Origin of the sequence: Edwardsiella anguillarum ET080813 (genome assembly GCF_000264765.2) — a bacterium.
In the GTDB taxonomy this organism is placed as follows: Bacteria; Pseudomonadota; Gammaproteobacteria; order Enterobacterales; family Enterobacteriaceae; genus Edwardsiella; species Edwardsiella anguillarum.
In genome coordinates this window covers 581483-595797 of record NZ_CP006664.1, presented here as the reverse complement: position 1 = coordinate 595797, position 14315 = coordinate 581483, and the positions used below count along the sequence as shown (strand labels likewise).

The following is a 14315-nucleotide window of genomic DNA, read 5'->3' as shown; positions in this document are numbered from 1 at the left end:
TCCGGCGCCGCGCGGTGCGGTTTTCTTCTGCCGGCGCATCGCCGCCGCGTAATGGGGTAGTGAGTCATGAGCAAAGCCTTCAAACTGCATTCCGCCTTTCAGCCCTCCGGCGATCAGCCAGAGGCTATCCGCCGTCTGGAGGAGGGGCTCGGGGATGGGCTGGCGCATCAGACCCTGCTGGGGGTGACCGGCTCGGGCAAGACGTTTACCATCGCCAACGTGATCGCCGATCTCAACCGGCCGACCATGGTGATGGCGCCCAACAAGACGCTGGCCGCCCAGCTGTACGGCGAGATGAAGCAGTTCTTCCCGGAGAATGCGGTGGAGTACTTTGTCTCCTACTACGACTACTACCAGCCGGAAGCCTATGTGCCCAGCTCGGATACTTTTATCGAAAAGGACGCGTCGGTCAACGAGCACATTGAACAGATGCGGCTGTCGGCCACTAAGGCGCTGCTGGAGCGGCGCGACGTGGTGGTGGTCGCCTCGGTTTCCGCGATTTACGGCCTGGGCGATCCCGATCTGTACCTGAAAATGATGCTGCACCTGACTCAGGGGATGCTGATCGATCAGCGCAGCATTCTGCGCCGCCTCTCCGAGCTGCAGTATGCCCGTAACGATCAGGCGTTTGCGCGCGGGAGCTTTCGGGTGCGCGGCGAGGTGATCGACATCTTCCCGGCGGAGGCCGACGACGAGGCGCTGCGGGTGGAGCTGTTTGATGACGAGGTGGAACGCCTGTCGCTGTTCGATCCCCTCACCGGACAGCTGCTGCGCACGGTGCCGCGCTTTACCGTCTACCCGAAGACCCACTATGTGACTCCGCGCGAACGCATCCTGCAGGCGATGGAGGAGATCCGCGCCGAGCTGGCGACGCGCCGCCAGTCGCTGCTGGCCAATAACAAGCTGCTGGAAGAGCAGCGTCTGGCCCAGCGTACCCAGTTCGATCTGGAGATGATGAACGAGCTGGGCTACTGCTCGGGAATCGAGAACTACTCCCGCTACCTCTCCGGGCGTGGGCCCGGAGAGCCGCCGCCGACCCTGTTTGACTACCTGCCGGCGGACGGCCTGCTGGTGATCGATGAGTCCCATGTCACCATCCCGCAGATCGGCGGGATGTACCGCGGCGACCGGGCGCGTAAAGAGACGCTGGTGGAGTATGGCTTCCGCCTGCCGTCGGCGCTGGATAACCGTCCGCTGCGCTTTGAGGAGTTCGAGGCGCTGGCGCCGCAGACCATCTATGTGTCGGCGACCCCGGGCAGCTACGAGCTGGAGAAGTCGGGCGGCGAGGTGATCGACCAGGTGGTGCGCCCGACGGGGCTGCTCGATCCGCTGATCGAGGTGCGCCCGGTGGCGACCCAGGTGGACGACCTGCTGTCGGAGATCAATCTGCGCGCCGCCATCGGCGAGCGGGTACTGGTGACCACCCTGACCAAGCGCATGGCCGAAGATTTGACCGAGTATCTGGAGGAGCACGGCGTGCGGGTGCGCTACCTGCACTCCGATATCGACACCGTCGAGCGGATGGAGATCATCCGCGATCTGCGCCTGGGCGAGTTTGACGCGCTGGTAGGGATCAACCTGCTGCGCGAGGGGCTGGATATGCCGGAGGTGTCGCTGGTGGCGATTTTGGACGCGGACAAGGAGGGCTTCCTGCGCTCGGAGCGCTCGCTGATTCAGACCATTGGCCGGGCGGCGCGTAACCTGAACGGCAAGGCGATCCTCTATGCCGACAAAATCACCCCGTCGATGGCGCGGGCGATCGGGGAGACGGAGCGTCGCCGCGAGCGCCAGCAGGCCTTTAACCTGGCGCACGGCATCACGCCGCAGGCGCTGAACAAGAAGGTCACGGATATCCTGCAGCTGGGCGACGCCCCGGCGCGCAGCCGGGCCAAAGGCGCGCGCGGACAGCGTGCGGCAGAGCCCCGCCCGGACTACCGCGATCTGTCGGCGAAGCAGATCGAGCAGCAGATCCAGCGTCTGGAGAGCCAGATGTACCAGCATGCCCAGAACCTGGAGTTTGAGCAGGCCGCCGCCCTGCGCGACGAGATCCACATCCTGCGCGAGCAGTTTAAGAATGCGCCCTAGAGGCGCAGCTTTTGCTTGCCCGGCGGCCCGTGTGCCGTTAGGGTAAGCCCCCCTTTTATGCCAAGCGGAAACACTATGAACCCATCACGCGATCCCCTGCACGGGGTAACCCTGGAAGCCCTGCTGACGGCGCTGGTCGCGCGCTACGGCTGGCCGGAGCTCGGCCGTCGCATCGCCATCAACTGCTTTCTGAGCGATCCCAGCATTAAATCCAGCCTGAAGTTTCTGCGCCGGACACCCTGGGCCCGCGCCAAGGTCGAGGCGCTGTATCTGGACTCCCTGTCGTCAGCGTCAGAGGCGCCCCCCGCGGATACCCCCTGGGACGGCTGGCGGCGGCGCGGCGACGGCGAGTGAATCCCCGTTGCGGACGGGCGGGGAACCCAGTACTCTCTGCGCCGGTCACGCACGACGTGCGGGGAGAGTCTGAGGATAACGCGATGCCGAACGTGAAACGGGTGCTGCTGGCGCCGATGGAAGGGGTGTTGGATGCCCTGGTGCGCGAGCTGCTCAGCGAGGTGAACGACTACGATCTGTGCATCACCGAGTTTGTGCGGGTGGTGGACAGGCTGCTGCCGGAAAGGGTGTTCTACCGCCTGTGTCCGGAGCTGCACCGCCGTAGTCAGACCCTGAGCGGCACGCCGGTGCGCATTCAGCTGCTGGGACAGTCGCCGCACTGGCTGGCGGAGAACGCCCTGCGCGCGGTGACGCTGGGTTCGCCGGGGGTGGACTTCAACTGCGGCTGCCCATCGAAGGCGGTCAACGGCAGCGGCGGCGGCGCCACGCTGTTAAAAGATCCGGCGCTGATTTACGCCGGGGTGCAGGCGATGCGTCAGGCGATACCGGCGCACCTGCCGCTGACGGTGAAGGTGCGCCTGGGCTGGGCGTGCGACAGCCAGCGTTTTGAGATCGCCGATGCGGTGCAGCAGGGCGGGGCGACGGAGCTGGTGGTGCACGGTCGCACCAAAGAGGATGGCTACCGCGCCGATCGGATCAACTGGGCGGCGATCGGCGAGATCCGCCGCCGCCTGCGGATCCCGGTGATCGCCAACGGCGAGATCTGGGACTACGCCAGCGCCCAGGCCTGTCTGGCGCAGACCGGGTGCGATGCGCTGATGATCGGGCGCGGCGCGCTGAATATCCCCAACCTGAGCCGGGTTATCAAAGAGAACGCGCCGAAGATGCCGTGGCCGCAGGTGGTCTCGCTGCTGCGGCGCTACGCCCGGCTGGAGAAGCAAGGGGATACCGGGCTGTATCACGTGGCGCGCATCAAGCAGTGGCTGAGCTACCTGCGTAAGGAGTACCCCCAGGCCGACGTCCTGTTCCGTCAGGTTCGCCCGCTGATGGATAGCCGCGCGATCGCGGCGGCCATCGGCACGCTGGATCCCGCCCGATAGCGGGGTGGGGCCTCAGCTCGCCCTGCCCGCCTCTTTGTCCCGCGCCCCCAGGCGCGGTATCAGCCGAATATACATCAGCTCGCTCGCCAGTTCGACGATCGTCTGGGCCACTATCACGGCCGGCAGCAGCGGGGTCGCACCGGGGACGGCGAGCGCCAGCGGCAGCACCACCAGCGAGTTACGGGTGGCCGCGCTGAAGGCGAGCGCGCGCCCGGCCGGCGCCTCAAGGCGGCACAGCCGCGCCACCGCCCAGCCTATCAGCGGTGCAACGACCGCGAATATCAGGTAGAGCGGTATCACCGGCCAGACCCGCGAGATGGTGTCGCGGAGCGGCGGCAGGGTCGCGGCGACGACGATCCCCAGGACCAGGGCGGTGGCGGGCACCGGCAGCAGCGAGAGTCCTCCGGCAATGGCCTGCCCGCCGCGGCCGCGGCGGCATACCCGCTGGGTCAGCGCCGCCAAGCCCAGCGGCAGCACGATTAATCCGATAAACGCCTCAATGAACGGCGCCGGACGGATCACGTCTGCCGCCTGCTCGCCGAGAAACAGACGCAGATAGAGCGGGAGCAGCAGCGCTTGCGCCAGCAGCAGCAGCGGCGTCGCGGCGAGCAGCAGGCGCGCATCGGCGCGCCCGAGCTGGGCGAATGTCACCACATAGTCGATGCAGGGCGAGAGCAGCACCAGCAGTACGCCGAGCCGCAGCAGGGGATCGTGCGGCAGAAAGGGGAGCAGCAGGGCGACCAGCGCCGGAATCAACAGAAACTGGGTCAGGAACAGCGGCAGCAGAAAGCGCGGGTGGTGCAGGGCGCGCCGTAGCTCCGCGAGGGGCATCTGCAGGAAGGTGGCATACAGCATCAGCGCCAGCGCGGGGGTCATGGCGGCGCTGAGCCGTTCGCCGGCGGCGGGAACGCTATAGGCCAGCAGCGCGGCCAGCAGGATGACAGAAAAATAGAGGGTAATCTGGCGCTGCTCCAGCCAGTCGCGCATTGCGTTCATGATGTCGTGTTTCGTCGTTAAAGCGTCAGGGCAGGCATCATAACGGGAAAACGCGGGGCAAAACATACCGGGAACCGTAGGGATAAAGGGGGCGAGGACGATATGGGGAGCGGCCAACGGGGGATGGTCGGCGTTTCAATCAGTCCAGCGTGAGTACCGTTACCCACCTGCCCTGGATATTTACACTGTGCAGAATAGATAAATAGGCTGGCACCAGGCATGGCTCATGGCGTCTGGCGTCTGGCGCCGGCCATTTTTGCGCTCGGAAGTCCCCGCTAATCGATGCGGTGCGCGGGTTTCCCGGCGCACCGCGGTAGGGGAGAGGTGCCCGCGTTAATGGCGCACCAGGCGGAAATCCACCAGGCGGTTGCCCAGCACCGCCAGCGCCAGTCCCAGCAGGATCAGCAGCAGACTATAGAGCTGGACAGGGCTGAGGCGATCGCCGTAGGTGAGCAGATCGGCTGCCAGCGCCACCAGTGGGATCAGCAGGGTAAAGGGCATCAGGTGCGTTGCCCGGTTGCGCAGCAGCAGTCGCCCCCAGATGGCGTAGGCCAGATGGGTGGCGATATAGGCCAGGTAGATCAGCGCCAGCAGCGCGCTGAAGTCCAGCGTGCGCAGGGCGGTCAGGGTCGCCTGCGCGCCGTTAAACAGCCAGGCGGCGAGGAAGAAGGGAATAATGGGCGCCAGCGCCGCCCAGGCGATCAGCGCCGGCAGAGAGCCCTGAATGCTGTCGCGGATGCGCAGGCGCTGAATCAGATTGCCCAGCGCCAGGCAGAGGGCCGCTCCCAGTGCGAGCAGGATGACCCCGCGCGACAGCGGCAGTCCCGTCAGGCCCGGATGCAGCAGCAGCGCCAGACCGGTGAGGACAAACAGCAGGGCGATAATTTGGCTGGTGCGGATGCGCTCGCCGAACAGCAGGGCGCCGAGCAGCAGGGTGAACAGCAGCTGTAGCTGTAGCAGCATCGCCGCCACGCCCGCGCTGAGGCCGCCCTGCAGGGCAAAAAAGAGGAAGGCGAACTGACCGAAGCCGATCAGCAGTCCATACAGGATCAGCGTATGGACGGGCAGCGCCGGACGCGGCAGCAGAAATACCGCCGGCAGCGCCAGCAGCAGGCAGCGTAGGCCGCCCAGCAGCAGCGGCGACAAATGCTGCAGCCCCGCCTGCATCACCACGAATCCCACGCCCCAGATCGCCACCACCAACAGCGCCAGCAGGGTATCTTTTAGCCCCATAGTCCACTCTCCGCGTTAGGTTATTATCCCGCCGCCGCCGCGCGGGCTGCGCCGGGCATTTTTTCCGGGTATCCCTCTGATAAAACAACTATAGTCAATGGCATCCTTTCGTGTGTTTTTTCGCGCCGTCGCGCGGTGATATTTCGCGCCGGCATCGCCGCGCGGCGATTCACATACGGAAACATTTTTATTTTTGCCGCCTTTCAAGCGAGCGATTAGGCTGTGTGCCGCACGCTCCGCCACGCGGCGCCGTCTGAGCGGACGGAGGGTGCTGAGGGGCGTAAACGCATGATGGGTATGACGTTTGGCTCCGTACTCCTGCCCGTGGACCGCTGTCGGTCATCAGTGCGGCGGGCTTCCCGGCGTATACCGGGTCCATTCCTTGTGAGATTAATGAAGAAACATGGCTGTTAAACTCCGTTATTCCCTGTTAAGTCTGTTGATTCTGGGCGGCAGTCTCAGCGCGCTGCCGGTCGCTCAGGCCCGCGAGCCGATCGCCGCCGCGCCGCGCGCGCCGCTGGCGCTGGCGTCGGGCAGTGCGATGGTGGTGGATATGAATAATCATCAGGTGATCTACGCCAGCCATCCCGATGTGCAGGTGCCGATCGCCTCGATAACCAAGCTGATGACGGCGATGGTGACGCTGGATGCGCACCCCAATCTGAATGAGATTATCGCGGTCGACATTCACCGTACCAAAGAGCTGAAGGGCGTGTTCTCCCGGGTTCGGGTGGGCAGCGAGCTGACCCGGCGTCAGATGCTGCTGCTGGCGCTGATGTCGTCGGAGAACCGCGCCGCCGCGACGCTGGCGCATCACTATCCCGGCGGCTACGATGCGTTTATCCGGGCGATGAACGCCAAGGCCCGGGCGCTGGGGATGACTCGTACGCATTACGTGGAGCCCACCGGACTGTCGCCGGACAACGTGTCGAGCGCCCGCGATCTGGTCAAACTGCTGCAGGCGGCGAAGGGCTATCCGCTGATCGGCGAGCTGAGCACCACGGAGACCAAGAGCGTCACCTTTGCTCATCCGACCTATACGGAAACCTTTAACAACACCAACCACCTGCTGCGCAACGACAAGTGGGATATCCAGATGACTAAGACCGGCTTTACCAACCAGGCGGGACACTGCCTGGCGATGCGGACGGTGATCGGCGGTCGTCCGGTGGCGCTGGTGGTATTGGATGCCTTTGGCAAGTATACCCACTTCGCCGATGCCAATCGGCTGCGCGAATGGATGCTGACGGGGAAGTCCGCCCCGGTTCCGGCCGCGGCGCTGAGCTATAAGCAGCAGAAAAACCTGGGCCAGCGTCTGGCCGAAAACTGATGGGGACCGCCCCGTTAAGCGGGCGGCGGGTGGAATGCGCTCTGCGTGCGCCGGTCGGCGCACGACTTTTTGGCGGCGGCGGCTTATGATGAGCACGTTAATGTTATTGCAAGGATACTGACGGTGGCCGGCAGCAGTTTATTGACCCTGATTGATGATATCGCCTCACTGCTGGATGATGTGGCGTTGATGAGTAAGATGGCGGCGCGTAAGACCGCCGGCGTACTGGGTGACGATCTGGCGCTCAATGCGCAGCAGGTGAGCGGTGTCAACGCCGATCGTGAGCTGCCGGTAGTGTGGGCGGTGGCGCGCGGTTCCCTGCTGAACAAGGCGATCCTGGTGCCGCTGGCCCTGCTGATCAGCGCCCTGGCGCCCTGGCTGATTACGCCGCTGCTGATGCTGGGCGGCGCCTTTCTGTGCTACGAGGGGGCTGAGAAGCTGGCCCATCAGTGGCTGCAGCGCGGGCAGGCGCCGCAGCACGCCGAGCCGGCGCTGCCGGACGATATGCAGGCCTATGAGCGTGAGAAGGTGAAGGGGGCCATCCGCACCGACTTCATTCTCTCCGCCGAGATCGTAGCGATTACGCTGGGTACGGTCGCCAGCGCGGCGTTTGTGCAGCAGGTGCTGGTGCTGTGCGGCATCGCGCTGGTGATGACCCTGGGCGTGTATGGCCTGGTGGCGCTGATCGTGAAGCTGGATGACGCCGGGCTGTGGCTGAGCGCCCGCCCGGGGATTCTGGCGCGCGGCCTGGGACGGGGGCTGCTGAATGCCGCGCCCTGGCTGATGCGCCTGCTGTCGGTGGCCGGTACGGCCGCCATGTTTATGGTGGGGGGCGGCATCGTGGTTCACGGACTGCCCTGGCTGCATCACGGCATCGCGGCCCTGAGCCAGTCCGCCGTTGGGCTGCCCAGCGTTGGGATGCTGCTGGGCGGCATCGGGCCGTCGCTGCTGAATATGCTGTTCGGTATCCTGCTGGGGGGCCTTTTGGTCTCGCTGCTCCTCGGCGCGCGGCGTCTGCTGCGTCGTTGACCACGGCGGGGCGCTGTCGCCGCCCCGTCCATCCTCTGGTTTTTCCTTCCTTTCCTTTTTCTGTGTTATTGCCGATATCTGATTGTTTTTATTTTCGCATCGCCGTGAAGGTATTTGAAAGGTATTGTCGATCTCTCTCCGATAGCGGGGCGTTTGGCGGCGTCAGCGCGTCGCGGACGGCGGATTTAACGCTTGCTTTCCGGGGGTAATCTTTGGATAAATAGCGGACAAAGCGTTATCTGGGATGAAAAGCACGCGTAATGTGACGGGTTGGGGCGTTTTCTCCCCTCCAGGCACGCCGTCGTTGTATGTTTTTACGCCGATCGCTTTTATTTGTTTTTTATTTCATTTTTTGCGTAACTTAACGAAGAAGATGGTTTTCGTTTGCTACCATGACAGTGTGCAGCCTGATGCGCAGAAACAGGGCATGACCGCCGCTGCGGCGGGAGATGCCGGGGTCTGTCTCTGTTCTCTGGCGTAGCGTGTGCCCGGCTGCGGGCGGCGCCGCGCCGCGGACAGGCTGTGAGCGGGATCATTTTGAAAGTCTTTGGCTGTTATTCGAAAGTTTGTGAAAGCAATCATGTTTTTCGGTTGTTTGTGTTGAAAGCAATCGTAATGTTATTAATCTTAGGTCGAGGCCTGTTGAAGTTCGCTTTAACCGGTTTCGTAAGGGGACAAAAGTGAAAGCGGCAGCAATCGAAAGGCGTATGGAAATCTTCAACGTGGTGACCGCCCAAGGGAAGGCACGCGTTGAGGAGTTGGCCGCACGGTTTAACGTCTCAAGCGTCACCATCCGCAGTGACCTGACTTTTCTGGAAGAGAACGGCTACATCGTGCGTTCGCACGGCGCGGCAATCCCCAATACCGGGGTGATCGCCGAACTGAGCGTCCACGAGAAGCGCCACCGCAACAGCGGTGTGAAGTCTCAGATAGGTCTGGCGGCGGCCAAGCTGATTAACAGCGGTGACGCGGTGATTCTGGATTCTGGTACGACGACCCGTGAGATTGCCGGGCACCTACGGGGCCTGGAGAACGTGGTGGTCATGACTAACGGTCTGGATGTCGCCGTGGAGCTCGTCTCCTCGCCGGGAGTGGAAGTGGTCTGCACCGGCGGGGTGTTACGTAAGAGCGCAATGTCTTTTTCAGGCTCGCAGGCCGAGGCCTGTTTGAAAAACTTCTGTTTCGACAAGGTTTTTCTCGGGGTGGATGGCTTCGATTTGCGGGCGGGTATCACCACACACAATGAGCAGGAAGCCAGTCTTAACCGCTTGATGTGTGAGATTTCCGATCAGGTGATCGCCGTTGCCGACTCGACCAAGTTCGGCAAGCGCGGCTACCACATGATCCGGGACTTCGCTGATATCGATATTCTGGTCACGGATTCCGGCATTCCCGACGAGTACGTCGAGCGTCTGCGGGAAGCGCACGTTGAAGTGATTATCGCTGAAAAAGAGAAGTGACGCGCTGACTCCACGGTAAACCGGCCCGTGTTTATTGTGGAGTATTTTGATGCATCAGTTAGAACAGCTCGTACAGCGTCACAAGGCCGGTGAGCCGGTCGGTATCTATTCAGTCTGCTCCGCCCATCCGCTGGTAATTGAGGCCGCGATGGAGCAGGCGCTGCAGGACGATTCGCTCCTGCTGATCGAAGCCACCTCCAACCAGGTGGATCAGTTTGGCGGCTACACCGGGATGACGCCGGCCGACTTTCGCGACTATGTCTGTTGCCAGGCTGATTTACTGCAGTTCCCGTTAGCCAACCTGATCCTGGGCGGCGACCATTTGGGCCCTAACCGCTGGCAGCACCTGCCGGCCGCCGAGGCGATGGCTCACGCCGACACCCTGATCGCCGCCTACGTGGCCGCCGGTTTCCAAAAAATCCACCTCGACTGCAGCATGTCCTGCGCCGACGATCCGCTGCCGCTGAGCGACGCCACGGTCGCCGAGCGCGCCGCGCGCCTGGCCGCCATCGCCGAGCGTACCGCGCGCGAACAGTTTGGCCGCAGCCAGCTGGTGTACGTTATCGGTACCGAAGTGCCGGTGCCGGGCGGCGCCAAAGAGCACATCGACACGCTGGAGGTCACCTCGCCGCAGGCGGCGCGCCAGACCATTGAGTGTCACCGCGCGGCCTTTGCCCACGCCGGGATCGCCGAGTGCTGGAACCGCGTCATCGGCCTGGTGGTACAGCCGGGCGTCGAGTTTGACCATACCGGGGTGATCGATTTTCGCCCGCAGCAGGCCCAGGCGCTCAGCCAGGTGCTGGAGGATTACCCGCACCAGGTGTTCGAGGCTCACTCCACCGACTACCAGACCGATCGCGCCTACCGCGAGCTGGTGGACAACCACTTTGCGATCCTGAAGGTCGGCCCGGCGCTGACCTTCGCCCTGCGCGAGGCGCTGTTCAGCCTGTGCCACATCGAAGAGGAGATGTATGGGCCGGAGCAGTGTTCCGGTCTGCGCCAGGCGATTGAAACGGCGATGCTGGAAGCCCCGCAGAACTGGCAAAAATACTACAGCGGCAGCGACGAACAGGTGCGTTTCGCCCGTCGCTACAGCTTCAGCGACCGTATTCGCTACTACTGGCCGACGCCGGCGGTGCAGGCGGCGCAGCAGACGCTGTTCCACAACCTGACCCAGGCGCCGATCCCTTATCCGCTGCTCAGCCAGTATCTGCCGCGCGAGTTCACCGCCGTACGCGAAGGCGCTCTGGCGCTGCAGCCTGAGGCGTTGGTCAAGGCGCACATCAAACAGATTTTATCCGGCTACGCGCAGGCCTGCCTGCGTAACTAATTAGGACGTGACTATGCAACACTATATGGGATATGACCTGGACGCGCTGCAGCGTCTCGGCGCGACATGGACGGCGAAAGAGATTGAGCAACAGCCGGTATGCTGGGAGAAGACCCAGCAGATCGTCAGCGGCATGCACACGGAGATCGAGACGTTTCTGCGCCGTGCGCTGGCCGCCGATAATGCGCGGGTGATCTTCACCGGCGCGGGCACCTCGGCCTTTGCCGGCCGCGCGCTGGTGCCGCTGCTGTCACGCCATGTGCCGCGCCGGATGGAGGCGATCGCCACCACCGATCTGGTCTCCTGCCCGCAGCAGTATCTGAGCGAAGATGTTCCGACCCTGCTGGTTTCATTTGCCCGCTCTGGCAACAGCCCGGAGAGCGTCGCGGCGCTGCAGGTGGCCTCCGAGTGCCTGACCCAGTGCTGCCATCTGGTGCTGACCTGTAATCCGGACGGTCATCTGTATCGTTTCTGCCAGAACAGCCCAGACGCGCTGGCGGTGCTGACGCCGCCGGAGACCAACGATCAGTCGCTGGCGATGACCTCCAGCTTCTCTTCCATGATGATGGCGGCAGTTACGATTTTTGCCGGTCTTGATAAATATTCGAAAGATATCGAAGAATTTTGTAAAAAAAGTGCGGATTGGTTCAAACAAATAAACCGCCAATTTGTAGATAATATCCGGGCCGGGCAGTATCAGCGCGTTATCTATCTGGGTAGCGGAGGATTACAAGGATTGGCTCAGGAGTCGGCACTGAAGGTGCTGGAATTAACCTCAGGAAGAATTGCTGCGATGTTCGATTCCCCGTTGGGATTCCGTCATGGCCCTAAAGCAATAGTTAACAACGAAACATTAATCTTCGTTTTTATTTCTAACAATCCTTATACGCGTAAGTACGATCTCGACCTGCTGAAAGAGCTTCGTAGCGATAATGTTGCACGCGAAATTATTGCTGTATCCGCCTATGAAGATAATACGGTAACTGCCGGTCGGCATATTATTGTGCCGGGCGTAGCGCAAAGCGATGACATTGGACTGTTATTTGCGTATTTGATGTTGGCACAGGCATTTGCATTCCATAATTCAATCGCCGTTGGCAATTCACCGGATAACCCATCTCCGACTGGGGAAATTAACCGGGTTGTTCAGGGCGTAACTATTTACGGTTTTGAAAAATCACTCGAAGGGAAAATTTATGAATCAGCCTAATATTGTCTGGACTCGTATCGACGAACGTTTACTGCATGGGCAGATCCGCATTACCTGGGGTAAACATACGGAGGCCAACCTGATTCTGGTGGCTAACGATGACGCGGCCGAAGGCGATAGCGCGGCATTTATGCAGGCGGGGATGAAAGCCTCTGCCGGCGGTGAATATGATGTGCGCTTCTTTACCATTCAAAAAACCATCGATGTGATTCACAAAGCCGCCGCGCGCCAGAAAATTTTTATTCTGTGTAATAACCCGCGCGATGTCGCACGCCTGGTTGAGGGCGGCGTGCCGATTACCCATTGTAATATCGGTAATATGCATTTCCATGAGGGTAAGCGCCAAATCGCGAAGACGGTATCGGTTGATGACAGCGATCTGGACGCCTTCCGTCGCATGATCAATCTGGGGGTTTCCTGCACCGTGCAGAATACGCCAGATCAGTCACCGGTTGATATTCTGACACTGGCTAAAAGCGCCTAATTCAGCGGGGGGATTATTCCCCCGCTGTAACACTCCGTCTAAGGAATATATTTATGGTCTTCGAAGCTACCCTGGTTGCCATCTGGGCATTCTTATGTGGTATCGATAAATACGACGTTGCATTAAATATTCACCGTCCATTAATTACTGGCCCGGTGGTCGGTTTAATCATGGGGAATATGGAAATCGGGCTGATCGCCGGCGCCACCCTGGAGCTGGCCTGGCTGGGTCTGGTGCCGAACGCCGGGGCGCAGCCGCCGGATGTGACCATGGGTACCATCGCCGCCGTCGCCTTCGCCGTGATGACCGGCCAATCCCCGGAGGTGGCCATGGGGGTCGGCATGCCGATCGCGGTCTTGATGCAGATGATCGTCATCGGCTTCTTTGCGCTGACCGCGTTCACCATGGGTAAAGCGGACGAGTGCGCTGAACAGGCCGATGCCGGCGGCATTTCCCGCCTACTGATAGGCACCATCATCACCCGCTCGATGCTGTACTTCGTGATCGCCTTTGCCACGGTCTACTTCGGTGAGCACGCCGCCGAGTGGATCGATCAGAACACGCCGAAGGCGCTGCTGGAAGGGCTGGGCATCGGTGCCAAGATGGTTCCGGCTATCGGCTTCGCCATGCTGCTGAAAATCATGTGGTCCAAAGAGATGGCCGGGGTGTTCTTCATCGGCTTCGTCATGACCACCTACCTGAAGCTGCCGATCATGGCCGTGGCGATCCTCGGCGCTTCCATCGCGGTGCTGTACTACTTCTTCAGCGGTAATAAGACCAATTCACAGCAGCAGGTTAAAGAGGAATTCGAAGATGGCATCTGAAGTCATTATCTCCCCGGCGCAGGATGAAAAGCGTAAGGCCGCAAGCCTGGTCGACAACGTTGATGCCTATCAGGATGGCGAGGTCCGCAAGGTTATCACCAAGAAGGATCTGTGGAAGTGCGCGTTCCGCGGCCTGTTCATGGAAGGCAACTTTAACTTCGAACGTATGCAGGGCGGCGGCTTTGCCTACTCGATGATCCCGGCGCTGAAGAAGATCCACGGCAATAACCGGGCGGATCTGGCCAAGTCGCTGAAGAACCATCTGCAGTTCTTTAACGCCAGTCCGAAGCTGTTCACCTTCCTGCTGGGCACCGCCATTGCGATGGAGGAGAACAAAGAGAAGCCGTCGACCATCAACGTGATGAAGGTGGCGGGCATGGGGCCGACCGGTGGGATCGGCGACGCCATTGACCACATGACGCTGATGCCGCTGACCCTGGCGCTGGGTGCCTCCATCGCCATCGACGGCTCCATTGCCGGTCCGTTCGTGTTCTTCATCCTGTATCAGATCGTGCATTTCCTGGTCTACTTTGGCCTGATGTTCATGGGCTACCGCGCCGGTACGGCGGCGATGGTCAGCATGAGCGACGCGACGGAGAAGCTGGCGCGCGCCGCCAACATCATGGGTATCTTCGTCATCGGTGCGCTGTGCGCCACCTTTATACGGTTCAGTACCACGGCGTCGATAGAGCTGGGGGGCAAGACGGTGGATCTGCAGAGCGCCCTGTTCGACAAGATCATGCCGAACATGCTGCCGCTGCTGCTGGTGTTCTTTATGTTCCGCATGGTGAAGGGGACCGGCTTCTGGGCTAAGCCACCGGTGCTGATCTTCTCCACGCTGGCGGCCGGCGTTGTCGGTCATCTGCTGGGCATCCTGTAACCACTGCGCCCCGCCGCGGCCTGATGCCGGGCGGGGCGTTCCCGATGAGTAAGCTGTAAG

The 14315-nt window shown here is 61.7% G+C and carries 14 protein-coding genes; 12 read left to right on the top strand and 2 right to left on the bottom strand.

Annotation, left to right across the window (positions count from 1 at the left end):
• Window positions 1–66: 66 nt before the first annotated feature.
• The 3 genes from uvrB to dusC all read left to right on the top strand — a co-directional run bounded on the left by uvrB (window position 67) and on the right by dusC (window position 3479).
• Window positions 67–2085: an excinuclease ABC subunit UvrB gene (uvrB, locus tag ETEE_RS02725; RefSeq protein WP_034164245.1), complete on the top strand. Its 2019-nt coding sequence runs from the start codon at window positions 67–69 to the stop codon at window positions 2083–2085.
• Window positions 2086–2160: 75 nt separating this feature from the next.
• The gene (locus ETEE_RS02720; protein ID WP_034164246.1) at window positions 2161–2439 is read left to right on the top strand and encodes a VF530 family protein; all 279 of its coding nucleotides are present in this window, start codon (window positions 2161–2163) and stop codon (window positions 2437–2439) included.
• An 83-nt stretch (window positions 2440–2522) separates the two neighbouring features.
• On the top strand, window positions 2523–3479 hold the full coding sequence (gene dusC / locus ETEE_RS02715; protein ID WP_034164247.1) for a tRNA dihydrouridine(16) synthase DusC: 957 nt from the start codon (window positions 2523–2525) through the stop codon (window positions 3477–3479).
• A gap of 12 nt (window positions 3480–3491) precedes the next feature.
• On the opposite strand, the gene ETEE_RS02710 is transcribed toward dusC, so the two are convergent.
• Window positions 3492–4466 carry an arsenic resistance protein gene (locus tag ETEE_RS02710; RefSeq protein ID WP_034164248.1) on the bottom strand — a complete coding sequence of 325 codons (975 nt, stop codon included), beginning with the start codon at window positions 4464–4466 and terminating at the stop codon, window positions 3492–3494.
• A gap of 342 nt (window positions 4467–4808) precedes the next feature.
• Window positions 4809–5708, bottom strand: a complete 900-nt coding sequence (locus ETEE_RS02705; protein ID WP_034164249.1) for an EamA family transporter — start codon at window positions 5706–5708, stop codon at window positions 4809–4811.
• A 403-nt stretch (window positions 5709–6111) separates the two neighbouring features.
• Here ETEE_RS02705 and pbpG point away from each other — a divergent pair, with 403 nt between their 5' ends.
• The 9 genes from pbpG to ETEE_RS02665 all read left to right on the top strand — a co-directional run bounded on the left by pbpG (window position 6112) and on the right by ETEE_RS02665 (window position 14255).
• Entirely contained in the window at window positions 6112–7038 is a 927-nt protein-coding gene (gene pbpG / locus ETEE_RS02700; RefSeq protein ID WP_034164250.1) for a D-alanyl-D-alanine endopeptidase, read from the top strand.
• A 123-nt stretch (window positions 7039–7161) separates the two neighbouring features.
• Window positions 7162–8067, top strand: a complete 906-nt coding sequence (locus ETEE_RS02695; RefSeq protein WP_034164251.1) for a DUF808 domain-containing protein — start codon at window positions 7162–7164, stop codon at window positions 8065–8067.
• A gap of 244 nt (window positions 8068–8311) precedes the next feature.
• On the top strand, window positions 8312–8548 hold the full coding sequence (locus ETEE_RS21140; protein ID WP_144242789.1) for a hypothetical protein: 237 nt from the start codon (window positions 8312–8314) through the stop codon (window positions 8546–8548).
• A 199-nt stretch (window positions 8549–8747) separates the two neighbouring features.
• Window positions 8748–9527, top strand: a complete 780-nt coding sequence (gene agaR / locus ETEE_RS02690) for a transcriptional repressor AgaR (protein WP_255640309.1) — start codon at window positions 8748–8750, stop codon at window positions 9525–9527.
• Between the two features lie 49 nt (window positions 9528–9576).
• Window positions 9577–10857, top strand: coding sequence for a tagatose-bisphosphate aldolase subunit KbaZ (gene kbaZ / locus ETEE_RS02685; RefSeq protein WP_034164252.1), 1281 nt, complete (start codon window positions 9577–9579; stop codon window positions 10855–10857).
• Between the two features lie 13 nt (window positions 10858–10870).
• Window positions 10871–12067, top strand: coding sequence for an SIS domain-containing protein (locus ETEE_RS02680; RefSeq protein ID WP_034164253.1), 1197 nt, complete (start codon window positions 10871–10873; stop codon window positions 12065–12067).
• Entirely contained in the window at window positions 12054–12551 is a 498-nt protein-coding gene (gene agaV, locus ETEE_RS02675) for a PTS N-acetylgalactosamine transporter subunit IIB (protein ID WP_034164254.1), read from the top strand. The genes ETEE_RS02680 and agaV overlap by 14 nt, the downstream gene beginning before the upstream one ends.
• A 53-nt stretch (window positions 12552–12604) precedes the next feature.
• On the top strand, window positions 12605–13375 hold the full coding sequence (gene agaW, locus ETEE_RS02670; RefSeq protein WP_012849361.1) for a PTS N-acetylgalactosamine transporter subunit IIC: 771 nt from the start codon (window positions 12605–12607) through the stop codon (window positions 13373–13375).
• Window positions 13365–14255, top strand: a complete 891-nt coding sequence (locus tag ETEE_RS02665) for a PTS system mannose/fructose/sorbose family transporter subunit IID (protein ID WP_034164255.1) — start codon at window positions 13365–13367, stop codon at window positions 14253–14255. The genes agaW and ETEE_RS02665 overlap by 11 nt, the downstream gene beginning before the upstream one ends.
• The last annotated feature ends 60 nt before the right edge of the window (window positions 14256–14315 follow it).